This is a genomic window from Verrucomicrobiota bacterium, assembly GCA_037139415.1.
In the GTDB taxonomy this organism is placed as follows: domain Bacteria; phylum Verrucomicrobiota; class Verrucomicrobiia; order Limisphaerales; family Fontisphaeraceae; genus JBAXGN01.
Genome location: JBAXGN010000032.1, coordinates 18,794 through 43,344, shown reverse-complemented (window position 1 = coordinate 43,344; position 24,551 = coordinate 18,794). Strand labels below are relative to the sequence as shown.

The 24,551-nt window shown below is 56.5% G+C and carries 19 protein-coding genes; 10 read left to right on the top strand and 9 right to left on the bottom strand.

Annotated features, from left to right (window positions below; translation table 11 throughout):
• Nucleotides 1-2: 2 nt before the first annotated feature.
• Complete coding sequence (gatC, locus tag WCO56_07790; protein MEI7729459.1) at nucleotides 3-290, bottom strand: Asp-tRNA(Asn)/Glu-tRNA(Gln) amidotransferase subunit GatC; 288 nt, start codon at nucleotides 288-290, stop codon at nucleotides 3-5.
• A gap of 206 nt (nucleotides 291-496) precedes the next feature.
• On the opposite strand from gatC, the gene WCO56_07785 reads away from it, so the two are divergent.
• Genes WCO56_07785 through WCO56_07775 form a run of 3 tightly spaced genes read left to right on the top strand, consistent with a single transcriptional unit; the run spans nucleotide 497 to nucleotide 5,721 of the window.
• Complete coding sequence (locus WCO56_07785) at nucleotides 497-4,285, top strand: hypothetical protein (GenBank protein ID MEI7729458.1); 3,789 nt, start codon at nucleotides 497-499, stop codon at nucleotides 4,283-4,285.
• 55 nt (nucleotides 4,286-4,340) lie between these two features.
• Nucleotides 4,341-5,045: a PEP-CTERM sorting domain-containing protein gene (locus WCO56_07780; protein MEI7729457.1), complete on the top strand. Its 705-nt coding sequence runs from the start codon at nucleotides 4,341-4,343 to the stop codon at nucleotides 5,043-5,045.
• Nucleotides 5,046-5,073: 28 nt separating this feature from the next.
• Nucleotides 5,074-5,721: a hypothetical protein gene (locus tag WCO56_07775; GenBank protein ID MEI7729456.1), complete on the top strand. Its 648-nt coding sequence runs from the start codon at nucleotides 5,074-5,076 to the stop codon at nucleotides 5,719-5,721.
• A gap of 278 nt (nucleotides 5,722-5,999) precedes the next feature.
• Here the strand turns inward: WCO56_07775 and WCO56_07770 are convergent, their stop codons facing one another.
• The 5 genes from WCO56_07770 to WCO56_07750 all read right to left on the bottom strand — a co-directional run bounded on the left by WCO56_07770 (nucleotide 6,000) and on the right by WCO56_07750 (nucleotide 12,194).
• Nucleotides 6,000-6,311 (bottom strand): DUF1778 domain-containing protein, encoded by a 312-nt coding sequence (locus tag WCO56_07770; protein ID MEI7729455.1) that lies wholly within the window; start codon nucleotides 6,309-6,311, stop codon nucleotides 6,000-6,002.
• Between the two features lie 43 nt (nucleotides 6,312-6,354).
• Nucleotides 6,355-8,583 carry a heavy metal translocating P-type ATPase gene (locus WCO56_07765; GenBank protein ID MEI7729454.1) on the bottom strand — a complete coding sequence of 743 codons (2,229 nt, stop codon included), beginning with the start codon at nucleotides 8,581-8,583 and terminating at the stop codon, nucleotides 6,355-6,357.
• A gap of 135 nt (nucleotides 8,584-8,718) precedes the next feature.
• The gene (gene ispD / locus WCO56_07760; GenBank protein MEI7729453.1) at nucleotides 8,719-9,399 is read right to left on the bottom strand and encodes a 2-C-methyl-D-erythritol 4-phosphate cytidylyltransferase; all 681 of its coding nucleotides are present in this window, start codon (nucleotides 9,397-9,399) and stop codon (nucleotides 8,719-8,721) included.
• Nucleotides 9,400-9,430: 31 nt separating this feature from the next.
• Nucleotides 9,431-11,044: a sulfatase gene (locus WCO56_07755; protein ID MEI7729452.1), complete on the bottom strand. Its 1,614-nt coding sequence runs from the start codon at nucleotides 11,042-11,044 to the stop codon at nucleotides 9,431-9,433.
• An 88-nt stretch (nucleotides 11,045-11,132) separates the two neighbouring features.
• A complete protein-coding gene (locus WCO56_07750; protein MEI7729451.1) occupies nucleotides 11,133-12,194 on the bottom strand; it encodes a Gfo/Idh/MocA family oxidoreductase in 1,062 nt (353 codons plus the stop codon).
• A gap of 429 nt (nucleotides 12,195-12,623) precedes the next feature.
• Here WCO56_07750 and WCO56_07745 point away from each other — a divergent pair, with 429 nt between their 5' ends.
• The 4 genes from WCO56_07745 (at nucleotide 12,624) to WCO56_07730 (ending at nucleotide 18,915) form a co-directional block, all read left to right on the top strand.
• Entirely contained in the window at nucleotides 12,624-14,132 is a 1,509-nt protein-coding gene (locus WCO56_07745) for a DUF4159 domain-containing protein (protein ID MEI7729450.1), read from the top strand.
• A gap of 218 nt (nucleotides 14,133-14,350) precedes the next feature.
• Complete coding sequence (locus WCO56_07740) at nucleotides 14,351-15,910, top strand: AAA family ATPase (GenBank protein ID MEI7729449.1); 1,560 nt, start codon at nucleotides 14,351-14,353, stop codon at nucleotides 15,908-15,910.
• A 10-nt stretch (nucleotides 15,911-15,920) separates the two neighbouring features.
• Nucleotides 15,921-16,808 (top strand): DUF58 domain-containing protein, encoded by an 888-nt coding sequence (locus WCO56_07735; protein ID MEI7729448.1) that lies wholly within the window; start codon nucleotides 15,921-15,923, stop codon nucleotides 16,806-16,808.
• 4 nt (nucleotides 16,809-16,812) lie between these two features.
• Entirely contained in the window at nucleotides 16,813-18,915 is a 2,103-nt protein-coding gene (locus tag WCO56_07730) for a BatA and WFA domain-containing protein (GenBank protein ID MEI7729447.1), read from the top strand.
• Between the two features lie 62 nt (nucleotides 18,916-18,977).
• Here the strand turns inward: WCO56_07730 and WCO56_07725 are convergent, their stop codons facing one another.
• The 3 genes from WCO56_07725 to WCO56_07715 are packed head-to-tail and all read right to left on the bottom strand — an operon-like array spanning nucleotide 18,978 to nucleotide 22,570.
• On the bottom strand, nucleotides 18,978-20,324 hold the full coding sequence (locus WCO56_07725) for a hemolysin family protein (GenBank protein ID MEI7729446.1): 1,347 nt from the start codon (nucleotides 20,322-20,324) through the stop codon (nucleotides 18,978-18,980).
• Between the two features lie 9 nt (nucleotides 20,325-20,333).
• Nucleotides 20,334-21,320, bottom strand: coding sequence for a CNNM domain-containing protein (locus WCO56_07720; protein ID MEI7729445.1), 987 nt, complete (start codon nucleotides 21,318-21,320; stop codon nucleotides 20,334-20,336).
• On the bottom strand, nucleotides 21,317-22,570 hold the full coding sequence (locus tag WCO56_07715) for a hemolysin family protein (protein MEI7729444.1): 1,254 nt from the start codon (nucleotides 22,568-22,570) through the stop codon (nucleotides 21,317-21,319). Before WCO56_07715 ends, WCO56_07720 begins: the two co-directional genes overlap by 4 nt.
• Before the next feature lie 456 nt (nucleotides 22,571-23,026).
• Here WCO56_07715 and WCO56_07710 point away from each other — a divergent pair, with 456 nt between their 5' ends.
• The 3 genes from WCO56_07710 to rpsI all read left to right on the top strand — a co-directional run bounded on the left by WCO56_07710 (nucleotide 23,027) and on the right by rpsI (nucleotide 24,551).
• Nucleotides 23,027-23,521 carry a hypothetical protein gene (locus WCO56_07710; GenBank protein ID MEI7729443.1) on the top strand — a complete coding sequence of 165 codons (495 nt, stop codon included), beginning with the start codon at nucleotides 23,027-23,029 and terminating at the stop codon, nucleotides 23,519-23,521.
• A gap of 162 nt (nucleotides 23,522-23,683) precedes the next feature.
• On the top strand, nucleotides 23,684-24,118 hold the full coding sequence (rplM, locus tag WCO56_07705) for a 50S ribosomal protein L13 (GenBank protein ID MEI7729442.1): 435 nt from the start codon (nucleotides 23,684-23,686) through the stop codon (nucleotides 24,116-24,118).
• Between the two features lie 31 nt (nucleotides 24,119-24,149).
• Nucleotides 24,150-24,551 (top strand): 30S ribosomal protein S9, encoded by a 402-nt coding sequence (gene rpsI, locus WCO56_07700; GenBank protein MEI7729441.1) that lies wholly within the window; start codon nucleotides 24,150-24,152, stop codon nucleotides 24,549-24,551.

Sequence of the window (24,551 nt, the reverse complement as noted above, 5' to 3'; positions counted from 1 at the left end):
GATTATTCGACGATTTTAGGCACCAGGAACAGCCCGTTGGCCTTGGCGGGGGCGTTGCGCAGGGCGTCCTCATTGGGCAGCGAGGGCCGCACCACATCCGGGCGCGTCACATTGGTGAGCGGAAACGCGTGCGCGGTGGGTTCCACGCCCGACACATCCACTTCCTTCAACTGGTTGACATACGTCAAAATGCTTTCCAGTTGCGCCCCCAACTTGGCCTGTTCCTCCGGCGTCAACGCCAGCCGGGCCAGGTGGGCCACATATTTCACATCAAATTCATCAGCAACCATGCGGCAAGGCTAACGTGGCGAATTCCCCTTTGTCGAGCGGTTTCCTCGCGCAACGGAAAGAGATGATTATTTTCAAATGCTATTGACGAACACTTACATTAGCGTAGTCTGCAAACCATCTCTTATGAAAAAGCAAAACTTTTCATAGGGATTGTTCTTTAATTCAGTGCCTGAGCGTGGCAAACCACGGGCAGGTAAGTCAAATTATGAAAACGAATTCGGCGGCAAACCATGGTTGGTGGCCGAGAATCAAATTGGGAAGGGTTACTGCAACTCTGACGGTGTTGCTTTGTCTTTCGGCTTTGTCAGTAATCGCGCGTCCCCGCCCCCTTACCCCTTTCCTTCCCGAGCACGAAAACTACCGTCAGCGTTTTGAATTGTTCCCCACCAACCGGGCCAGCAACCTCTTCATCCCGGAACTCACCACGCACAATCTTTACCTGCGCAATGTCACCCGGCTTGATTCCTGGGCGGGGTATTCGGTAGCCCTCGGTGGCGATCAAGCACCAGCGTCTTATTGCTATATTCCGGCCTTGAGCGGCCCCAAGCGCAACTTCAACCCCCTCGAAGGCTCATTCCGATGGTACTACGCGCCCGGCTGGTCCAGCGGCGAAGGTCCCGGTCACCGCGCCGTGCTGATCGAGGTGACGGACGTGGCGGGAACACCCGCCTGCGGATGGACCCTGAGCGTCAATCCCCAAGGCACCCGCCTGCAAATCCACGCCTTTGCGGGAGATGATCCTGAGCTGCTCCTGTCCGCGCCCATCCAATGGGAAGCCGGGGCGTTTCATCAACTGGGGGTGGTCGTCTCCGCAAGCAACAACGTATTCCGGTTGATGGTGGACGGCCAGATATACGACCAAAGCACGGGACCGGGGCCGATGGATCAATTGGTGCCCATGGAACGGTGGGGTTTATTCGTCGGCTCGACCAGCAAAGGCCGGCACCCGGCTGAGGGATGCTTTAACGAACTGGTGGCGTGGAGCGGGCAATGCACCGAGGCGCATTACGCATGGGACTTCGCCCAGCAATCACCGCGCATGAACCTGGGGCCGATCACGCCTGAGGAAGATCAATCCCGGCGGCAACGAATACTGGCCCGCCGGGCGGGGTTGACCATGAACACCCTGTACACGATGGACGACAGCGGCCCTCCTTCGCCACCCTCGTTTGGCGGCGGTGGCGGCACCAGTGGCGGCGGTCCCACCTTCGGTCCCGGCCCCACCAATGGTTTGATGCTGACCATTCCCATCTTTGGCTCGAACCTGCTCAGCACCACCATCAGCAACGGCATGACCAATTTCCTCTATGACCTGTTCATGACCACCAACCTGGTGATGAACCACGTCACCAACTCACAATGGACCTGGGTAACCAACGGCTATATCACGGACCTTTTCACCCTCTCCAACCCGCCCAGCCCGGTGGTCTTCTTCATTCTCGGCACCACCAACGACTCGGACGTCGGGGGATTTACTGATGCCTTTGAACTTCTCGTAAGCCATACAGCAACGAATAATCCAGCGGATGATCAACTGGTGGGGCTAGAACTTGTGGATGGAGTGGCGATGGAACCTCCGGCGACCAACACCGCTACATTCCGTATCTTCCGTCTGGGAAACTACCCGGTCTCTACCAATGAGGCGCTGACAGTGGAACTACTTGCTTCGGGGACGGCGGTTTATGCAACGGATTATACGCTATCATCCATCACCACCAACGGAACCAACCTGACGGTGACCATTCCGGCGAACCAGGCCAGTGTGGATGTGATTCTAACGCCGCTTCAAGATACAACCGTTGAAGGCGCTGAAACCGCCACTCTCCAGTTCATAGCCAATTATGGGCGGTGGCGGGCAACCAACCAGGCAACCGCTTTGATTCTGGACTATTCCGATTACGCGCAGGTCTATTCCTCCAATGCGGATTTCAACCTGGGGTTGATGAGCGGTCTGGAGGCGGTCAGTAATCAGGTGCAATTCAAGACCAACCTGCCGCCCATGTTCCCGTTTATCAATGTGGCGTGTTCTGATCGTGGCACTGTGGCGCGGATTAACACCACGAATGGGCAGGTGATTGGGGAATATTTAACAGCACCCGTACCAAACCCTAGTCCTTCTCGAACCACGGTGGACCAATACGGCAACGTGTGGGTGGCCAATCGCGAAGACAATCTCAGTTTCACCAGTGGTTCAATTACGCGCATTGGTCTTATTTTAGGTGGCACGCGCTACGATAAGAGTGGAACCAATTATGTTGCGAATCCCAAAGGGCAATACGTTATGATTGCGGATGCGGCGTACAACACCTGTCTGGATCGGGATGGCGATGGATATATCCGGACTTCAACGGGACTGGCGAACGTCCTGCCATGGTCTAACGCCAATGAGGTGGATACTTATGGCGGGGTGACCACCGCCGAGGATGAAGCCATTACGGAATATACTCGCGTAGCCTGCATTGGCACGCGGACCATCGCCGTGGACCGGTTTAATGACATTTGGGTGGGCGGCAGAGACACCCCACAAACCCACCAAAAAATCAATGGTTTAACTGGCCAGCCTGTACCTGACTCGGCGTTTGATCCATACGCGGGCGGTTACGGCGGGGTGATAGATGGATTGGGGAATCTATGGTCTGCCTCGCTGTGGGGCGGGGCAATGTGGCTGCGTCCTTCCACCAACTACCCGCCCACCACCAATGACTGGACCTATTTATACGCGGATGGAACGGCTCCATACGGTATTGCGTTGGACCCGGTGTTCCCTTATGTCTGGCAAACCTCTGGCAATTCGGTCTTTCGCTGGCAGACCAATGGCACTGTGTCCACCACGCCCGATACGCTTTTTTATCATGGCAACGCGGATTCTCAAGGCTTGACGGTGGACACCAACGGCCAGGTTTGGGTGGCGCATAGCTATCTTCCACTCAGCCGCACGGTCGGCCACTTGAACACCAATGCGACGTGGCTGGGCAATATTGATTTGACCCTGCCAGGGTTGCTGGCGGAATATTATCAGAACACCAATGCCATGGGTGAAATAGCCACCTCCCGGTTGGAGGGGACGGTGAATTACAACGGGACCAACTGGCTGCCGCAAGGAATCGTGTCCACCAACTTTTCAGTGCGCTGGAGCGGCTACTCGGCCAACCTCACCAACGACGTGGAATACACCTTCTATGTAAGTGCGAATGCCGGAGCCGGATACCGGCTTAAAATCACTGACCTGGACAACAATTCCTGGGTGTATCTGGATAACTGGACCAGCCCGGACCCCGGCGTGCTGGAATTGAGCGGGGATATTACGTGGAACAGCAACTTCCGCATCACTTTGGAATACCAGAACACGGGGGGAAATCCAGAGATTCGTCTCCAGTGGAAAGAGACGGCAACCGCGTCACCCCAAACCGCATTTGCCACCAATGATTTTGCCCAAGTGGGACTGGGGCCAACGGGTGTTTCGGTGGCAGCCGATGGCAATATTTGGGTGAGCAGTTTCTATTCGGACAATGTGATGCGGATTGATCCGAATGCGGGGCCGCAAGTGGTGAGGGATGGCTTGACCAACCGTCTCGGCGCGGTGGATAGGGTGGTACATTTGGGGGATGGCAATGGGCACACCTTGGATTATCAGAATCCCGCTCATCCCTATAACTACAGTGACATGACCGGGTTGAATAACCGGGTGGTGAATCCTTCGTTACAGCCGTTCAAAGGTTATTGGACCGTCATTCATGATAGCCAGGTGAATGGGTTGAAGTGGAACCTGATCTCCTGGAATGCCGCGTTGACTAATGGGTGTGAAATTAACGTGTTTGTGCGGGCGAATGATGATCGCGGTGCGCTATCCGGGGCGTTTCTGCCGGTGACCAACAACGTCGCGTTCACCAATGTGGCTGGCAGATATATCGAGTTCCGCCTGAGTTTGAGTCGTGAGGCCACGAATCAATATCCCATGATCAATAACCTGACCCTGTTTGGGAGTAATCCCTAGCAAATCCGCCATTCGGCATGAATGATGCTTTGTTTTACCTGTGAAAGGTGACGATATGAATACTAATCAGAATCCGAAGCCGCCAATGAATCAATGTCAACGCTCCACCGGCCCACTATTCAGAGGGTTGTTATGGGCTGTGACCTTGCTAGTCTATGGCACCAGTGCTTCCGGTGCAGTGGTGGTTGACTTTGAGGCAGCAAAAAACAGGGGGTCTTTCATGCATTACATCGAAAGCGGTCTTCAGTTCCAAGTCATTGGTGGGCCACCGCTGCCACCTGAAACACCATATACAATGATGTCCGCTGTGAATGAGGCGCTCTATCCCCAACATGCAAATAATACAACCACGCATATTCAATTTAACTGTTACGATGTCATGTCTGATTTCGTGAGGCTTAGCCTGACTAATGGCAGTTCATTTGGCCTTGTATCGGTAGATTTGGCGGACATCTATGCTGGAGCAGCCCGAACTCTCGCGATCGAATTTATCGGGTATAAGATGGATGGATTGGCGATTACTAATACCTTTACCACTGCAGGTAATGGTTCACGGGTATTTGAAACCTTTACCTTTGATGGGGGGTTTTCCGAGAATCTGCTCAGGGTGGATATTCCCTCTAAAGTCTGGGCCATGGACAACCTGGTATTCACTCCCGTGCCGGAGCCGGGGACAGGTGCGCTTGTAGCGTTGGGCATATTGGGCTTCGGTGCCTGGCGGGGATGTCAACGGCGCAAACCTGAAAGCAAGGCGACATGACCGGGTTGAACAACCGGTGGTTGAATATATGAATGATGTACATGCACGTTCTCTTGGTAAGATGGTGGCCAGTGTTTGGCTGAGGTCCTTGCTGTTTGGTTTCATCACTACTGCGGGAATACCCGCCGCTCAAGGTGAAGTCATGACCTTCGATACCCCATGGGGGGGCTCTCCCATAGTAGTGGGAAATTATTATGAACGCGGCATGTGGGTCAGGGAGACTGCACCTGCTCCAAAACAACCATATCATGATCTTTACCGCGTCAAATTTGCAACGTATAGTAACACGCCACTTTTGCGTTTTAATGGTGCCCCTAATCTTCCAGATGTCATTACTTTCAGCCTCACTAATGAAACCACTTTTGGTTTATCGTCAGTGGATTTAGGGTCCATCTATCTTCCCTCGTACACACCAGTGACAATAGTTTTTAATGGTTTCAAAAGTGATGGTTCGGTTGTCACAAATGCGTTTACTACCGCCGGTGGTGGCTCAACATCATTGCAGACTTTCCTATTTGATGGCGGCTTTGCCGAAAACTTGTTGCGAGTGGATATTCCCTCCAAACAATGGTACATGGATAACCTTGTCTTCACCCCCGTGCCGGAGCCGGGGGGGGCGGTGTTTGGCGGGTTGGCCGTTTTCGGCGGACTGCTCTGGCGACGATGGCGACGATGAAAACAACCTTCCGCTTTACAAGCTGGGGTCAGTATCAATCCCTACGGTATTTGGAAACTCTACATCTACGACGACAAGACCGGTGGGATTGGCGAATTAGGGGATTCTTGGGAATTGGATTACGATGCCACTTCTGAGAACAATGTTGTCTTGATGCGTGCCGCGATGCCTTCGCCGACCAACGGTTCTGCCGAGCCGGCATGAGCGACGCGCCTTAATTTGCCCATGTCGGAAATCCTGTTCCATTTCCAAAAGAGCCAGATATGAAACGGCACGCTTCAAGCGTTGACATCGGAGATCACCGTTTTGCGGTAGAGTTCCAGTGCGCGCTTCATCCGATTGGTGGGCGGACGTGGTGGCGCGAGGAGGGCTTCGACCAGCCGACGCGACTGTTCGGCATTCAGCAGGATGCGCTGGCGGGTATCCAGGGTCTGCACGGCGGCTTTTCGCGCTTCCGACAGGATGAAACTGCCAACCGATTGGCCGGCAATGGCCGCCGCTTGGCTGATAATCGCCTTATCTTCGGCGGAAACACGGGCCACTAACCGCTCCCGCTTTGGCGTCTGGCGTGATGTCATCGTCACTGTCATGATCGCAATGAGCATCAAAGTGGCACACAAGTCAACTCATGATTCATGCTTTAGGTGGCGTGAGAAAATGCCGCCGGTTTAATCGCAGGGCGTTGCCGATGACGGCGATGTCCGATAGGCCCATGGCGGCGGCGCAGACCATGGGGTTGAAGAATCCCAAGGCGGCGAGCGGCACGGCGGCGGCATTATAAAAAAACGCCCAGAACAGGTTCTGCTTGATGGTGCGCAAGGTGGCTTGCGCCAAGTCCAGCGCCTCGGGAATGCCGTGCAGATCGGACTTGATGAGTACGATGTCCGCCGCGTCGCGAGCGACATCGCAGGCCCGGCTCACCGCGATGCCGAGGTCGGCGTGCTCCAAGGCCGGGGCGTCATTGATGCCGTCGCCCACGAAGGCCACCCGTTCTCCCTGTTGCTGGAGGTGGCTGACAATCTGTGCCTTGTTTTCAGGCCGCACCCCGGCAAAGACATTCGTCGCCGGGATTCCGGCCTCCCGGGCAATCGCAGTGGCCGTGCTCGCATGATCACCGGTTACTAGAAATACTTTTTTCCCTTGGATGGTCAGCAATCGGACCACGTCCCCCACAGCCGGTTTAAGGGTATCGCTCAGGGCGATGATGCCGAGCAACTGATTTCCCCTGGCCAGCCCCAACAGGGAAGCGCCTTGTTGGCTCCAGGTATCCGTGAAGGACTGGGCGGGTGCCAGTTCCACGCCATTCTCGGCCAGCCAACTCAGCGAACCCAGGCGAAGCGTTAGTGCCGGATCGGCAGCCGTCACCGCTTGAACGCCGCACCCGCGAATTTCCCGCCAGTCGTTTAATGCGAGGGCAGGGGAGGTTAATAATCGGGCCACGGCTTGACTCAGCGGGTGGGTGGAGGCTTGAGCCAAGGACGCGGCCAGGGTTTCCACTGGCACGGTGCGTTCGTCCTTTGCGCGCAAATCCTGCACGGCGGCGACGCTTACTTTGCCGGTGGTCAGGGTGCCGGTTTTATCGAACAGCACGGCGGTGATGTGGCCGGATTTTTCCAGGGCTTGACCATCCCGGATCAGGATGCCGCGGCGCGCGGCGGCATTGGTGCCAGCCATGATGGCGACCGGCGTAGCCAAGCCCATGGCACACGGACAAGCGATGATCAATACCCCCACCGCATGCATGATGGCGGCGGCAAAAATGTTCCCGTGGGGCTCGGCCGCCCAAAGAAATTGCGACGCCCACTGCTGCACGGTGTGCATCCCGGCGGCATTCCAAAACCAGAGTGCGGCGGTTGCCAGTGCAATGAGAATAACGACTGGCACAAATACGCTGCTTACGCGATCCCCCAGCCGTTGGATGGCCGCGCGACTCTGCTGGGCGTGTTCGACCACCGTGATGATGCGGGCCAGCGCGGTCGCTTCGCCCGTGGCCGTCACCCGCATGACCAGCCGGCCACTCTGATTGAGGGTGCCCGCGTATAATTTATCCCCCCGGTTTTTGTCTATGGGCAGGGATTCCCCACTGAGCATGGATTCATCCACGGCGGAACCGCCAAAGGCCACCGTGCCATCCACGGGAACTCGGTCACCGGGCTTGAGCACCACGGAATCGCCCATTTGCAACGTTGCCACCGGCACCTCGGTTTCGGTCATGTTTTGCAATCGGCGGGCGGTGGCAGGAGTCAAGTGCAGCATCGCCTCAAGCGCGCTAGCGACCTTGGCGCTGGCGCGCGCCTCAATCCAATGGCCGATGCTGATCAGCGTGATAATGGCTGCCGATTCCAGGAAGAACAGGTGCGGCGTCCCGCCCTGGACTAATCCCCAAACGCTATAGGCAAACGCCACCGTGGAACCCAGGGATACCAAGGTATCCATGTTCGAGTGGCCGGCTTTAAGCTGCCGCCAGGCTCCCTGATAAAAGCGCGCGCCACAAACCAACTGGACCGGTAACGCGAGCGCAAAGGCCAGCCAATGGAACCAGCGCTGCATCCCAACGCCCAGTCCCCATTCGCAGGCCATCAAGATGACGGTGACGGTGGAACCCAATAACACATTCACCTGCCAGCCATTCATGGCAGTGGGCTTGGTTTTTGGTGCCGAATTTCCCGCTGCATGCACCACTGGTTTCCCGTCAAACCCGGCCTGGCGAAGCGCTTGGCGGACCAAGTTTTCATCCGGCGTCGCGGATGGTTGCCAGCGGATGGTTGCGGTGCCGGCTTCCAAACGCACGGTGACGCCAGCTACTCCGGGGATTGCCGCCAACGCTTCCTGGGCGTGCCGTGCGCAGTTATTGCACGTCATCCCGCTTACCAGCCATTCTACAGGGACTGGAGTTTGATTTGGATTTGCATCAGGCATTATCGAGTCAGTAAATTAGTTGCCAGACCCAATATAGCGCACTCTGCCGATATTCAACGCGGAATGATTTGGCGGTCTTCAGCCGTTTTTCAACAACAATTCAATGTAGGGCAGATCGGATGGCACGGTTACTTTGGGATTGGGCGATTCACCCGCCACCAACCGCACCGGCTGGCCGATGAGTTCACAGGCCGCGGTGTCATCCGTCAGGTTCAGTCCTTGCGCTTTGGCGGTGCGGATGGCTTGCTTGATCACGGTCACACGGAAACTCTGCGGCGTTTGCACGGACCAAAGCCGTGAACGGTCCACGGTGCGGGCGATAACTGAACCGTCCTCGGTCTCTTTGATGGTGTCCGTGATTTTTTGTCCGGCTACTGCCGCCCCGGTTTCACGGGCGGCCTGCAAGGTGGCAGCGATGAGCGCATGGGTGACGCAAGGGCGCGCACCATCATGAATGGCCACCAGATCCGTCCCGGCTGGTAAAGCCGCAATGCCATTCCACACAGAGTCTTGGCGTTCCTTGCCGCCCACGATGATTTGGTACGGTTTGCGGAATCCGTATTGGGCGGCAATCTCTTGGAAGGCAGACTGCATTCCCTCGCGCACGGCAAGGACGATGGTGTCAATGCAAGGTGCGCTATCAAAGCGGTTCCACGTATGGGCGATGACCGGGCGTCCGGCCAATTCCAGAAATATCTTATCGCGGTCTGGCCCCATGCGGGTGCCTTTGCCCGCGGCAACAATGACGGCGGCGTTCATGGATTCTCGAAAATACTGCCTCGGCTTCAGATTATTGACTGCCAGCCCCAGCCTGCTTCTTCTTGCCCGCTCCTGGGAGGACGGTTCCTGGTGGGGGAGTAAAGTCCGGTGCCCAGGCGGGTGGGGGACCATCCACTCCGTCGGGAGGTTGCTGGGCAGCAAATTGATCCTCGTCCTTCAACTCCTTTTTGAGCTGATACAGTTGTTCCTTGAGCTTCGCAACGATGGGTTGGGCAGCCGGATCCTGGTAGATATTTTTCAATTCCATCGGATCCTTGATCATGTCGAAGCATTCCCATTGGTCCTTTTTCCAAAAATAAATAAGCTTATGGGTGTCCGTGCGGATGCCGTAATGCGCGCGGGTATTATGATGACCGGGGTCGTGGTAGTAGCGGTAGTACATGCCCGCGCGCCAGTCCGCAGGCGGTTCACCCTTGAAGAGGGGTACCAGGCTGCGGCCCTGCATGTCGGACGGGATGGCCAGACCGGCGATGTCGAGGAACGTCGGGGCAAAGTCGGGGTTGATGGCGATGGCTTTCTGAACGCTGCCGGGGGTAATGATTCCCGGCCAGCGCACCATGAACGGCATCTTCAACGATTCTTCGTACATGAAGCGCTTATCGTACAGCCCATGATCACCGAGGAAGAAGCCCTGGTCGCTGGTGTAAATAACCACAGTGTTTTTTAGTAGGTCGTTTTTCTCCAGGTACTCCATGAGCCGTCCCACGTTATCATCCACGCTTTGCACCACGGCCAGGTAATCCTGCAGATACCGTTGGTATTTCCATTTATTCAAGGCATCGCCGGTGAGGGTTTTCTTTTTGCCATCCACCTCGATCTCCACTTCCATGGGTTTGGTGTTGTACCACTTGGCCAGCGCCGGGCCTTTCAGGTCCTCGGGGGGCGTTAATTTGAGGTCGCGCCGTGTCAAGTCGCGAAACACGGACTGTTCCTGTTCGTGGAGGGCATCGGTGCGCGTGGCATAATCGTCATACAGGGTGGGGGATTCCGGGATGACCTTGTTTTCAAACTGCTTGCGGTGTTTTTCATCCGGGGTCCATTCCCGGTGGGGCGCTTTGTGATGGCACATCAGGAAAAACGGCTTATCCAGAGGGCGATTCGTGATGAAGCCAATCGCCAGATCGGTGGTGATATCCGTGACATACCCGGGATAGAGTCGCGCACCCGCTTTATCATAAAAGATGGGATCGTTGTATCGCCCCTGGCCGGGGAGAATATTCCAATAATCAAAGCCGGTGGGATCACTGCCCAAGTGCCATTTACCAATCATGCCGGTATGGTAGCCGCCGGCTTGGAGCAACTTCGAGACAGTCGGTTGCGCACCATCCAGACGGTTGAAGGTCGGGCAGCCATTTAGGTGGCTGTACTTGCCGGTCAGGATCGTGGCGCGGCTGGGGGTGCAGATGGAATTAACGACAAAACACGCGTCGAACCGCACGCCCTCTTTGGCGATGCGATCCAGATTGGGAGTCTGGTTCAGACGCCCGCCGCTATAGGCGCTGATTGCATGCGCTGCATGGTCATCCGACATGATGTACAGGATATTGGGGCGTTGCGCGGCTTGGAGTGCCAGAGCAATACCGACCAGTGCGGCGATTACACTGTAACGAACAAAGTGTGTCATGTTTGTTTTCATGTTGCAGCCGGAGTCTGCCGTGAAAAATCGCCGGATGCAAACCCGGAATGCGTCAATGAAGCGTCCATCACTTATTTCACAACATGCCGCTCGCGCGCAGCACGGTTTCCTGCACCAGCAATTCCTGGTCGAGGGAAACCGTCAATGCCCGTTCGCCGCGCATCGCGGCAGCCAACTCCACGAAATCCGCTTCGTAACGCCGGTAGGTGAGCGGCACGGTTTGCCGGCCTTTCTGGTATGGCCCCACTGCCGCCAGAAAATCGAACTTGAGTTCTGGTGGCTCGATGGGCTGGAGGATGGCTGAGCCACGAGTGCCCAGCACTTCAAACGCGCGTGCCGGGGTGGACGCTCCCTGCAATGACGTATTGGTGAGGACCGCCATGGCGGAGTCGAATTCCAGCACTGCCACGTTGTTGTCCTTGAAGTCGTCATTGAACCGGCCATGCCGCCGCAGGAACGGCGTCACGGATTTGGGTTTGCCGAGGAACCGCACGGTGGCATCCACCAGGTGGGAACCCAGTTCAAACATGGAGCCACCCGCAAACTCCGCCCATTCACCCCGGCGGACGGCAGGCAGCGAATTGACGATGCTGGCCCGGATCAGGAACACGTCCCCCAGCCAGCCTTGCCGCATGGCTTCCAGCATGGCGTTCAGACCGGGATGATAACGCCACATGTAACCGCACTGGAGTAGACGTTTTTTCTCTTTCGCCAAGGCGATCAGGGTCCGCATATCCTCCAAGTTGGTGGCCGCCGGTTTTTCCACGTGAACATGTTTGCCCGCTTTCAGGACCAGCATTGCCTGCCGCGCATGATCACGCACTGCCGATTCCACGGCCACCACCTGGCTTCGTTCCAGCAGTTCCGTTTGCGTGACCAGTTTGGCTCCCAGTTTCTCGCAAAGCGTGCGGGCCGCTTCGTCCGGTTCACATACCCCAACCAGTTCGTAATCGGGCGACGCCATGATCACTTTGAGCTTCTCCAATCCATGCGAATGGGTCACGCCCATGAACCCGATGGGCAGTCGCGTTTTTTCAGCCGTGGCAGATTTGGCAATACCTACCATGCTAACGGTAGCCAGCGTGGCGGCGGTCAGGCCCAGAAAAGACCGTCGGGAGGTTGATGTGTGTGTTTTCATGGTGCCCGATGATCCTTTGAAAACGTATGTTTGGCAAGCCATTACCACGTCAGGGCTGCCTCAAGCGCGTTGGTGCGTTACGAATACTACGAGGTGGGCAGGGTCTGTGGTTCCGTACCCCTCCCCACGAACCCTCACTTCCAGGTTCATGGGTTCAAAGAGCGAAATTCTGCTGTTCGGGGAAGTCTCACCTATATCCTCTCCCTCGGGGAGAGGATATCATTATCCGGCTGAGGGAATCGGCTTAAATGGATTCACTTTCTTGCGGGTAATTCCGCGGCCATGGGAACCCCCGAACCGCCGCTTCCAGCGTGAACCAAACCGAGCTTGATGCAGCCCTGTTACTGCGTCAAACTGTGAATATAATACTTGCTTTTAAGCGTCAAAGGGGATAGTTTCACAGTGCATTTAGACCGAACCGACTAAACTATGAAGAAGCGCATTGCCTTGGCGTTGGTTGTATTGACTGGCCTTGAGTTGCTGGCTGGTGAGAATGAATGGTTAGTGCCGTTAGGTCCCCCCCCTCAGGCTGCCCCGCGGCGCATCAACGGTGGTGAAGGCGTGGCACCACTGCCTTTGCCGGCTACCCCGTTGCGTCGTTCTGAGCGCAAACGCGATCCTTCTCCCCCCAAACTGCTCACCAAGGTCATCTGGGGTGACACCGCCGAATACAAGTTCGAGAATGGTCGTGCCGCCCAGGTTGCGGATTGGAACCAGTGCCCGGCCGACTTGCAGCAGATCATGCAGAAAGCCAGCGGTACCGTCGGCACCCCCTATGGTTCGGAGGCCATGAGCTTGTCCGCGTTTCACTGGGATCCCATCAAGAGCCCGGTATTGTTCTTCAGCGGGAGTCGCACCCTCAAGTTTTCTGAGAAACAGTTGGAACAACTGCGTAATTATGTGCTGCGAGGCGGCATGATCATCGCCGACAACATAGCCGGTTCGCCGTATTTCTATACCTCGTTCAAGAAGTCCATGGAACAGGCCTTCCCGGAAATCCCCTGGCGCGAGATGCCGTATGACCACCCGGTGTACCACATGATGACCGACGTGGATAAAGTGAAGTATCCCAAGAACAATACCTCCGACAAGCCGATGCTGGAGGGCCTTTACATCAATTCTCGCATTGGTGTGTTGCTCTCCAAGTATGGCATGGGTTGCGGCTGGGATGACCGCGAGGTGCCGTTCCTTCAACAGGCCGTTTATTACGATATCCCCTCCGCCAACAAATTGGGCGTGAACATTGTCTCGTATGCCATCGGTTATGCCAACGTTGCCCGCGAATCCTCCAAACCGGAGTTATTCGGTACGCTGGATGAAAAGCATCCCACGGATGAATTCGTGTTTGCCCAGATCAAACATGAGGGTGCTTGGAACGTGCATTCTGGCGGTGCTGCCGCGCTCCTGCGCCGGATGCGCCAGGATACGTCCATCAAAGTCAGCCTCAAACGGGTGCCGGTGTTGCCGGGCAAGGATGATATTTCCTCGTACACCTTCTTGTACCTGACCGGCTTGGATAATTTCTATCTGGATGATGCCGCCGTCAGCAGCATCCGCCAGTTTCTCAATCGCGGCGGCACCTTGTTCGTCAACAACGGTTTGGGGTTGCGCACGTTTGATATCGCGGCCAAGCGCGAGTTGCGCCGTATTTTGCCGGATGCCGAGCTAAAAGTCATCCCGCCCAGCCATCCGTTGTATAGCTCCGTCTATAAGATTGGCGAAGTACATTATACTCCGGCGGTCCAGCGTTTGATGCCGGATCTCAAATCTCCGTTGCTGGAAGGCATCACCATTGGCGGTGACATCAAGGTGATCTACAGTCCGTTTGATATCGAGATGGGCTGGCAGGGTATGGATCATCCTCTGGCCAAAGGGTACGATCCCGAATCCGCCGCCCAGCTTGGCGTGAACATGGTGATGTACACGATGACGCATTAACCCGCACCGCGTAGCCGCCGAGGTAAGGAGGCGGACCCAAAGAATTCGGATTTCGGATTTCGGATTTGCCAGTCTCCTTGCTCGACGGTTACGACAGATGGTGAAGCAATGCGAGTTAAATATCGGTCTGTTGGGTTCGCTTTATCAAGGCTCGGTTTCGTGCAACGAAACAGAGCCTTTGCTTTTTTTTCAAAAGTTGCTTACGCTAACCAAAATTTATGCCCAGCCTTAAATACAAATTGAATGATCGGGTGACGCAGGTGAACCTGAAGGATCGCACGCGGATTGGCCGCTCCGAGGCCAATGATCTCTGGATTCCCGCCCAATCCCTGTCCCGCCATCATGCGGTGGTGGTGCGGGAAGGCGATAAATTCACCTTGCAGGATGACGGCAGCACCTATGGCATTCTGGTAAATGGACAGGTGGTCCGTTCAATGCCGTTGGTCGAAGGCGCAGTGTTCAGCCTGGGCGAAGTTGAATTTACCTTTTCTGTGGCTGAGGCACCGGCGGAAAGCGCCAAGGCAACTCCGATCAAGGTGAAAATCAAGGGGAGCGAGCCAGTCCCCGAGACCAAACCTGCCAGCAGCGAACCAACACCGCCACCACCGATGGTTACGGAAAGTAAACCGGAACCGAAGCCGGAGCTTGCCAAAGCCGAGACCGGCAAGGTACCAGAGCCCACAGTGGCGGCAACTGCACCGAAGCCACCCACCCCGCCGCCCGCCAAGGCGCCGGAAGTTAAACCGATGGAGGTCAAGCTAGGCGGGGAAATCAAGCTCGACAATCCGACCGAGTCCATTGCCAAGTTGAATGCTGCACATAAGCGTATTCTGGACGAGATTGGCAAGATTGTCATTGGGCAGAAGCCGGTATTGGATGAAATTTTGACGGCGTTGTTTGCGCGCGGGCATTGTTTGTTGATTGGGGTGCCTGGGCTGGCCAAAACCCTTATGGTCAAGGCGCTGGGATCCGCCATTGCGTTGGACAGCAAGCGTATTCAATTCACCCCGGACCTGATGCCTTCGGATATCACTGGCACGGATATTTTGGAAGAAGACGCGGTGACGGGGCGGCGCAGTTTTCGATTCCACAAGGGGCCCATTTTTACCAACCTGCTACTGGCGGACGAAATTAACCGCACGCCGCCGAAGACCCAGGCAGCGTTGCTTGAAGCGATGCAAGAGCGGCGCGTGACCGCGTCGGGCCAGACCATGGATCTGCCAAATCCGTTCATGGTGCTCGCTACCCAAAATCCGATTGAGCAGGAAGGCACGTATCCGTTGCCAGAAGCGCAGTTGGACCGCTTCATGTTTTGCGTACACTTGCGGTATCCTGATTTGGAAGACGAGCAGCGGGTGTTGTTGGAGACGACGCGTGAGGTCAAGTGGACCATCGAACAAGTGCTGGATGGTGCGAGCATCATGGAATTCCAGGATTTGGTGCGGCAGGTGCCGGTCAGTGAACACGTGGCCCTGTATGCCATGAGGATAATCCGTGCTACCCGTCCAGATGGCGAGGAGGCTCCGGACTTTATCAAGCGTTGGGTGCGGTGGGGCGCGGGAACGCGTGCCGGCCAATACCTGCTGCTGGCTGCCAAGGCTCGTGTCCTGATGCAAGGCCGGTTCAGTGTTTCGTGCGCTGATTTGCGCGTGCATGCCCTGCCAGTGCTGCGCCACCGTATTTTCTGTAACTTTGCCGCCGCCAGCGAAGGCGTCAACACGGACGACATCGTCAAAAAGCTCCTCGAAACGGTCAAGGAACCGGATTATTCCAAGTGAGCGATGCCGGGTGAAAACCGCCGCCTATAAATTTCTGCCGCCGGAATTGGCCGACCGCTTGCGCAACAGCGGAATCTCGGTGCGCCGTCCCATGGAAGGCGGGCGCCAAGGGCAGCATAAATCGCCGCATCATGGTTCCTCCGTGGAGTTTGCGGACTACCGTGAATATACCCGGGGCGATCCGCCCAACCTGATTGACTGGGCGGTGTATGCGCGCACGGATCGTTATGTGATTCGCCGATACCAAGAGGAAACCAGCATGCGCGCCTTTGTCCTGCTGGACACCTCGGAGAGCATGAATTTCAAGGACGAAGGCATCCATACCAAGATGGATTACGCCTGCTATTTGGCGGCCAGTTTTGCCTATGTCCTGGTTTCCCAGAGTGACTCGGTGGGGATGATGTTTTTCAACGATGATATTCATCGGATGTTCCAGCCGACCGGGAACCTTGAAGGGTTGCGTCCGCTATTGCTTGGCCTCGAAGACATCCAGCCGTCCGGGCGCAGCAAGATTGAAGAAGCCATGCATAAGGTCGCTGAGCAGGTCAAGTCGCGCAGCCTGATTATTCTCATTTCCGACCTATTGAATGATACTGCTGGCACGTTGCGCGGCATCCGGCACCTGCACCATAATGGCCATGAAGTCACCGTTATGCATGTGCTCGACCCGGCGGAAATTCGCCTTACGTTTGCGGGATTGGTGGAACTCAAGGAGTTGGAGACCAGCCATAAACTGGTGGTGCAGGCGGATGAAATTCGCGACGCCTATGCGCACGAGGTGCAGCGGTTTATCGAGCGGTTGAGCAAGGGCTGCATGGATTGCCTGGCGGATTATCATCTCGTGGAGACCCGCAAATCCATCGAGGATACCATGCACATGCGGGTGACCAGAAGCTGAGGCCATGAGTTTTACGATCATCCATCAGCTCTTTCTCTGGCTGCTGCCGTTGGCATCGCTGCCCATTCTGTTTCACCTGTTTTTCCGCATCAAGAAACGTCCGCGCCCATTTCCATCGCTGATGTTCTTTCACCGGATTGACCCCAAGCTCAGTTCGCGTCGTCGGATCATGGAATACCTCATCCTGCTCCTGCGCACCCTGCTCATTCTTTTCCTGCTGTTGGCGCTGAGCAAAATCGTTTGGTTTGGCGCGGGTTCCAGCGGAAGCATTGCCATGGTGGTCATGGTGGATAACTCCGGTTCGATGAGCGGCAGGTTCAAAGGCGAACAGACCAAGTTGAAAGTTGCGGTGGATGGGGCTCAGGCATTGATCGCCAGCCTGCAACCCAAGGATTCCGCCGGCATTGTGCTGTTGGTGGAGGACGTTTCGGTGCCGTTGCCGCCGGGCTTGATTGCGGATAAAACCGCTTTAAAAACGGGACTCTCGCACATCAAGGAGACGGAGGCTTCCGGTTCCGCTGCCCAGGCATTGTCCCGCGCCGTCGCCCTGTTGGAAAGCAGTGCCGCCACCCGTTATGAAATTCACATTTTTTCCGACCTTCAAGAAGTCGAATGGACCAAATCCGTCAGCCTGCGCAATCCCCGCGCGGGGACGGTGGTGATTGTACATCGCATCCCCACCCAAACGGATCGTGAGGGTAATGCCAGTCTGGTTGGGGTGCGCCTGCCTGAACGCAAGATTCTCGCTGGCCGCAAAATTCCCCTCACCCTGGATCTGGCCAATGCTGGCGAGTTGGAAGTGCGCGGACGGCTTAACTGGTCTGATGATCAAGGCAATAAGGGGCTGACCGAGTTCAATATTCCGGCGCGCTCGGAAAAATCAGCCGCCATGCTGCTCGATCCGCTCAATCCCGGGCTGCATTGGGTCAACGTCTGGTTTGAAGGAGACAGTTTTGCGGCGGATAACAAAGCCAGTCTGGCGTTTTCGTGCATGGATAAACGCCTGGCGCTGTTCATCGGGGCGCGCGAGGAGTTCGGACTACTTCCCACTGCGTTGTCGCCTTCCGGCGACGGTAAATTCACCGGCCTCGTCCCTGATTACGTTGAACCGGCGGCCATGAACGATGCGATTTTGGACCGCAAACCGGTGTTGCTCGTGATTCCCTGGCACAACCTGCCCGCACGCCAGGCGGAGCGGCAAACGGTGCAGAACTTTATTGAGCAGGGCGGCAACGTCTTGATCGTTCCGTCCACTAGTTCTGCTGATCCGGCGCGTGGGGCTACGGATTGGATTGGCGCCAGCACTGAACCATTGATCGCCTTGGAGCAAGGTTTGCCCATGCTCGCCTTCAAACCGGATGCGCCGGTGTATGCCGATCTGCGCAATACCCGCGGTGAACTCGTTTTGCGCGGCCTCAAGGCGTTCAAGTTTCTGCCCTTGAAAGTTACCGAGCAGGTCAATCCGTTGATGGGGTTGGAGGATGGGCGGGTGTTGCTCGCGCAACGTAAAAAAGGGAAGGGCACGGTGTTTTACAGCGGTGTAGCCATGGACCCAACCTGGAGCACACTGCCGCTGAAAGGCGGCAGCCTGGCGCTATTGCAAAATATGGCACTGGCGGGTGAAGAGATGCCCGACCTCATTGTGTCGCTGGTGGCGGGTGAGCGTTTGGTGCAGGTGCCCGAGGATTCTCCGGCGATGGAAATCAAGACCATCTCCGGCAGTGTGATTGAATGGAAAGGCGAATCCGCCAACCGCCCGGTGTTTCCGCGAACCGGAGTGTATGCCGTTACCGCCGGGAAAAAAATGTACTGCGTGGCGGTGCGTTCTTCCAGCAAGGAAGGCGTGCGCCAGTTTATTGCGAGCGATAAAGTCCCGGCGCTGGCCGGCCTGAGCTACGGGGTTCGTAATTTCTCAGACGCCGAATCGGTGGCCGCCGAAGCCCGCAAAATGCAATCGTCGCTCGACACCTTCCTGCCGTTTCTTCTCCTGGCCTTGCTGGCGTTGGGGGTGGAAGGTTGGTTGGCCAATCAGCCACCGCGTAAACCGACGGAACTATCCGTTTCAACGATGGAGCAGAAGCTTTCCAGTTCGCCCCAACGGGGTTGAATCATGGCTCAAGCCCACACCTTCCAGACGGCATCGCCTACGCGGTGGTAGCCTGCAGATCATCAGCTCGCATTGCCCGATTCCGGCGTTGCGCTGGCCTCGGAAATCCGGCTGACCTTCAGCCGGACGACGCGCGTGGCATCCGCTTCCAGCACGCGCAATTCATAGCGCCCCACCGGCACCACGTTGTCTTCCCTCGGGAAACCACCCAGGCGTTGGGTGACCCAGCCGCTCACCGTGGAAATTCCCTCGGCGCTCATCGGCTCATTAATGAGATCGGCCAGCTCATGCAGTGGCAGCGTCCCCTCGATCTCCCAAGTTTGAACGTCAGTTTTTACCCAGAGCGGTTTTTCCTGATCGAACTCATCCTGGATTTGACCAACCAGCTCTTCGAGAATGTTTTCCAGCGTGATCATGCCGATGGTGCCGCCATATTCATCCACCACCACAGCCATGTGCAGCTTTCGGTCAAGGAACAAAGCCAGCAGCCTTTCCAACCGGGCCGTGGGTGGCAGATAGATGATTTTTTTGCTGACCGGGATGAGGCCCCGGGCGGTGGCCACGCGTTTGCGCATGGCGTACAAATCTTTGATGTGGATGACACCGATGGTGCGATCCAGGTCGCCATGCTCGCAGAGTGGGAAACGTGAAAATCGGGTCTTATCCGCCACCTCCAGGCACTCCTCCATCGTGGCTTCGGTGTTCAGGACGGTGATTTCCTGGCGTGGGCGCATGACTTCCCGCACCACGCGCCGCCGCAGTTCCAATGCGTTCAACACGATGTCCCGGCCCAACTTGGTGGCGCCGGCTTGTTGTTGCGCGGAGGAAACCAGCAGCCGGATTTCCTCTTCCGAGTGCGCGGCACCATGCGGCACGGGCTGGATGCCGAGTTGCAGCAGGAACCAATTGGCCAGGTGATTCAGCGTCCAGATGAAGGGGTAAGTCAGCTTGAAAAACCATTCCAATGGTTTCGCCACCGCCAGCGCGGTGGGCAGGGTTTTGCGAATGGCCAGGGCTTTGGGCACCAATTCGCCAATCACAATCAACAACACCGTGCTGATGACAAAACCGAAAATGATGGCGGTGGTGCGCCGGGTCACTTCGGAATGCACCTCCAGCAACAGAAACACCGGCGCGAGCAGTGCTTCATACACCGGGTACACCAGTGCGCCCAGGCCCATCCCGCACAGCGTGATGCCCAACTGCGTGGCGCTCAGGCATTGTTCCACATTGTGGATGATGCGGCGCGCGATGCTGGCCCGGCGATGCCCCTTGAGGATCAGTGGCTCCAGTTGGGTATCCCGCAGCTTCACGAAGGCAAACTCTGCCGCCACGAAAAAACCATTGAGCAGGATGAGCGTGAAAACCGCCATCCCTTTCAAAAATAAGATGAGTCCGTTATCGTCCATGCGTTCAGGTCAAATGCTCACTTCGCCAAACACGACGCGCAAAATGTCCTGCAACGTCACCACCCCGATTTCGCGTTTATCCCGCGCGAGCACAATGGCCATGCGTTCCCCGCTGCGTTGCAGCCGCCCCAGCGCCACTTCCAGGCGGGTATCCTCGTCCAAATACATCGCCGGCTTCACATATTGGCTGGCCGGGCGGTCGGGTTGCACGTCTTCCCGGTACAAGACTGCCCGCAGGCTGATGATGCCGGCGATCTGGCGGGTGCCGCCGCCCGCGTCGCGCACGGGAATGCGGTTGATCTTTTTTTCACGCCAGATTTCCATGACTTCCCGCATCGGGGTGGTGGTGGTCACGGTGACAGTGCGGTCGAGCGGAATGGCAATCTGGCTCACGGTGATGTTTTGCAGTTCGAGCACGCGCTTGATCATTTGGCGCTCTTCGCTGGAGAGGGCGGGGGCGGATTCCTGCATCATCAGGCGCAATTCGTCGCGATGGCCGAACAGGCTGACGGTGAAACCCTGCTTTCCGAACCAGTGGGACAGATGGTTGGTGAGCACTTGCAACGGGCCGACCAAGGGTGCCAGGGTGGTGGCCATAAACTGGTACAAGGGCGCGGTGATCATGCATAAACGGTTGGGAAAAGCACGGAACAGCATTTTAGGCAGCAGATCACAGACGGCGTAGAGCAGGAACACCAACAGGATAAACACCACCAGAAGCAGCGCCGGACGCTCATTGAATTGATGGATCAGCACCCCGACCACCAAGGTGATGATGATGAAATTTGCCAGCGTATTGCCCACCAGGATTGTCCACAGGAAGTGCTCCGGTTTTTCCAGGAAGGTATGCAGCAGCTTGGCCCGCTGATGCCCTTTGCGTGCCAATTGCCGGACGCGCATCCGATTCAGCACCAGTACCCCCGCTTCCATCCCGGAGAGCAGAAACGACGCCAGCGCATTGAAGAAAAACAGGGCAAACAGCAGGGGTATTTTCATGCGGCGGTTCCTTTCGGTGTCCGTCCGATTGTTTCCACGAGCAGTTCACGCACACGACGTTCGTCAGCCACCAGCACTTTTAACCGTAAGCCATGATGTTGAAAAATCTCCCCCTCGCCGGGTACCACTTCGGCCAGCGCGCAGACCAGTCCCCCGAGGGTGTCCACCCCGGGATAATCATTCAAGGCCGGATATTCCCGTCGAAAATCATCCAGCCGCATCGTGCCGTTGACTCGCCAGCGGCCCTCTCCCAGCTTTTCCATCACAAACCCTTGCGGCTCGACTTCTCCGCGAATTTCCCCCACGACTTCTTCCAGAATATCCTCCATGGAAACCACTCCCGCCGTGCCGCCGAATTCATCGAGCACGATGGCCAGACCGCGTTGCTGCTTTTGCAGGCTTTTGAACAGTTGCAGCAGGTTCATGGAGCCCGGCACGCACGACGGGAACTCGATCACCTCCGCCAAATCCACGCCGGGATTTAAAAGCAGCGCTTGGGTGTTCAGAATGCCCACGATGGTGTCCGGAGTTTCATCATAAATGGGCAGTCGTTTATGCCGGTACTTGCGCGCGGCAGCGATCATACCCTCGACGCTCAAGTCGTCGGCAATGCAGGCCATCTGGGAGCGCGGTCGCATGACATCGTGGGCGGTTTTGCGATCCAGCGCGATAATTTGCAGAATGATTTCTTTTTCCGAGGCGCCCAGTGAACCTTGCTGAAACGCCATTTCCACGAGTTCCTGATATTCCTCTTCCGTCACGCCGGTGTGTGGCTTGATGGCACGCCGGGCCGCGATGGCCACGATCAAATCATTCAGCCCCTGTGCGATCCGTCGGAAGGGGCGGCTACCACGAAGCAGCCATTGCACCGTGGGTGCCACTAATAACGCCCATCGCACAGGGTCACGCACGGCCAGGGTTTTTGGGGCCACCTCACAGCCCAGCAGAATCAGCGCGAACAGCGCCGCCATGACCAGGTAGATCGTCCAATCGTTGTGCGGTGTCAGCCAGACGATCAGCCCCACCATGAAGGCGTTGGAGAACGTGTTGCCCAGGACAATCGTGGCCAGCAAATCATGCGGGACGCTGAGCAGCTTTTGCACCAGCTCGCCACGCAGCGGATGTCGCAACGCCAACTGCCGAACCTGCCACTTGCCAAGCGAGAAAAGCGCAGTCTCCGCCAGCGCGAAGAATACGCTCGACGCTGCAAAGCCCAGCCAGAGCATCCATAAAACCACAACCCGCGTCATACCAACGCAAAGTATGCATTATTTTTCTCCCGATCAAAAGCGGAAAATTGTGGAAACTGATGTTTATCAGGGCTGCATCAAGCTCGGTTTGGTTCAAGCTGGAAGCGGCGGTTCGGGGTTTTCGTAACGCACCAACGCGCTTGATGCAGCCTTGGATGTTTATCACGTCCTCTCAGATAGTCCATCATCATCATGGCATTGAAGATGGCATTGACGCGCGAGCACTGGTTCGTCCTGTTTGAAAATCGGCCTTCTTTTTATGACGGACTTCCTTTCCCCTCAGTTTTTTTGCGCGTATTGATCTTGACGACTTGTGGGGTGAGGGGGGTACCATGCGCTCACTTTTTTATCACAACATAATTATTATTGCTCACAGGCTATTGATTGAACCGTCATGCCGCAAGTGGCCCGGCCATCCACTTTTGTTACGGCAAGACCTATTCAGAGTAAATTTTTATGGTGCAGATTGAAACAACATCCGTGGAGTCGCTTCAGCGTCTCATTCGTAGTGCCGAACGACAGTTGAACATGACGGAGAAGAAAGCCAAAGTCGCCAAGGAAAACGCCCGGCGTGCCAAAGCCGCATGGAAACAGGCTCGGAAACAGGCAAAACACGACAAGAAAGCCATCAAGAAAGCCAAGGTCGCACTCGCCACGGCGCGGCAGGCATTGGCGGTGCGGAAGACTGTCCCGGCGGCCAAACCAGCGGTCAAGTCCCTGCCCAAGCCAGCCAATCCGGCGCCAACGAAGCCGGTGGCGAAGAGCGAAACAAGAACGATTATTATTACCAAGCCAAAGCGTGAGGTGGTGAAACGGAAACCGACCCCCAAGCGCGATCTGGTTCCGCCCGTCGCCGCAATCGTTCAAGTCGCGCCGCCGGCTGAGGCGAAACCGGCTGTTCCGAAGACCTTGGTGGTCGCCACCGCAACCCCGGCCGAAACGACTTCCTGACCAGCGGGTGAAAGTAACCCATTGTTTGTGAAGAAGTTCTGTGTATTGGTGGGCGGTGGGAAGTCAGCTCGTCCCGGTCGATAAAATTTCTTTAGAATTGTGTATTGACTAACGTGTGCCGTCTGATACTTTCTCCGCTCCTTGATTTTATTGAAGGTCCTGATGAAAACATATTTGCCGAAAGTTGATTTGGAAAAGCGCAAGTGGCACGTTGTGGATGCCAATGGTGTGGTATTGGGCCGCTTGGCGGTCCAAGTGGCCAACGCTCTGCGTGGAAAAGATAAACCCGTTTTTACGGCTCACCTGGATGCGGGCGACTTTGTCGTCGTGATCAATGCCGAGAAAGTACGCCTGACCGGCAAGAAGGAAGAGGCCAAAGATTACATGTCCTATTCCGGGTGGAAAGGTGGCGAGCGCCATCGTAGCGCGGCGGAAATCCGCGCTCACAATCCCGAGTTTCTGGTCATGCATGCGGTGAAAGGGATGCTGCCCAAGAACCGTTTGGGAAGCGTGCTGCTCACCAAGCTGAAAGTGTACAAAGGCGGCACCCATCCGCATGCCGCGCAAGTGCCGGAAGTCATGAAGATCACCGGTTAATCAATCATTCACAACCCAAGCCATTCAGATTATGTCAGAAGCAAAGATTCAGGAATATCTCGGGACCGGTCGCCGCAAAACCTCGGTGGCACGCGTGCGCCTTGCGCTGGGGTCCGGAAAAATCACGGTCAATGACCGGGCGCTGGAAAACTTTTTCACGGTGGAAAATCACCGTGGTCACGCACTGAAGCCGTTGTTGGTCACGGATACCGCTGCGAAGGTGGACCTTCGCATCAAGGTGGACGGTGGCGGAGTGGTGGGGCAGGCCGGCGCGGTGCGCATGGGTATTGCCCGCGCTCTGTTGTCCATGGATCCCACGTTCAAAGCGGTGCTGCGCGGTGAAGGATTATTGACGCGCGACGGACGCATGAAGGAACGCAAGAAATACGGGCAACCGGGTGCCCGCAAGCGCTTCCAGTTCAGCAAGCGTTAA

Bases quoted from the DNA above. Each gene is read 5' to 3' on its own strand.
- gatC (MEI7729459.1), bottom strand. From the start codon at position 290: ATGGTTGCTGATGAATTTGATGTGAAATATGTGGCCCACCTGGCCCGG.
- WCO56_07785 (MEI7729458.1), top strand. From the start codon at position 497: ATGAAAACGAATTCGGCGGCAAACCATGGTTGGTGGCCGAGAATCAAA.
- WCO56_07780 (MEI7729457.1), top strand. From the start codon at position 4,341: ATGAATACTAATCAGAATCCGAAGCCGCCAATGAATCAATGTCAACGC.
- WCO56_07775 (MEI7729456.1), top strand. From the start codon at position 5,074: ATGAATGATGTACATGCACGTTCTCTTGGTAAGATGGTGGCCAGTGTT.
- WCO56_07770 (MEI7729455.1), bottom strand. From the start codon at position 6,311: ATGACAGTGACGATGACATCACGCCAGACGCCAAAGCGGGAGCGGTTA.
- WCO56_07765 (MEI7729454.1), bottom strand. From the start codon at position 8,583: ATGACGTGCAATAACTGCGCACGGCACGCCCAGGAAGCGTTGGCGGCA.
- ispD (MEI7729453.1), bottom strand. From the start codon at position 9,399: ATGAACGCCGCCGTCATTGTTGCCGCGGGCAAAGGCACCCGCATGGGG.
- WCO56_07755 (MEI7729452.1), bottom strand. From the start codon at position 11,044: ATGACACACTTTGTTCGTTACAGTGTAATCGCCGCACTGGTCGGTATT.
- WCO56_07750 (MEI7729451.1), bottom strand. From the start codon at position 12,194: ATGAAAACACACACATCAACCTCCCGACGGTCTTTTCTGGGCCTGACC.
- WCO56_07745 (MEI7729450.1), top strand. From the start codon at position 12,624: ATGAAGAAGCGCATTGCCTTGGCGTTGGTTGTATTGACTGGCCTTGAG.
- WCO56_07740 (MEI7729449.1), top strand. From the start codon at position 14,351: ATGCCCAGCCTTAAATACAAATTGAATGATCGGGTGACGCAGGTGAAC.
- WCO56_07730 (MEI7729447.1), top strand. From the start codon at position 16,813: ATGAGTTTTACGATCATCCATCAGCTCTTTCTCTGGCTGCTGCCGTTG.
- WCO56_07725 (MEI7729446.1), bottom strand. From the start codon at position 20,324: ATGGACGATAACGGACTCATCTTATTTTTGAAAGGGATGGCGGTTTTC.
- WCO56_07720 (MEI7729445.1), bottom strand. From the start codon at position 21,320: ATGAAAATACCCCTGCTGTTTGCCCTGTTTTTCTTCAATGCGCTGGCG.
- WCO56_07715 (MEI7729444.1), bottom strand. From the start codon at position 22,570: ATGACGCGGGTTGTGGTTTTATGGATGCTCTGGCTGGGCTTTGCAGCG.
- WCO56_07710 (MEI7729443.1), top strand. From the start codon at position 23,027: ATGGTGCAGATTGAAACAACATCCGTGGAGTCGCTTCAGCGTCTCATT.
- rplM (MEI7729442.1), top strand. From the start codon at position 23,684: ATGAAAACATATTTGCCGAAAGTTGATTTGGAAAAGCGCAAGTGGCAC.
- rpsI (MEI7729441.1), top strand. From the start codon at position 24,150: ATGTCAGAAGCAAAGATTCAGGAATATCTCGGGACCGGTCGCCGCAAA.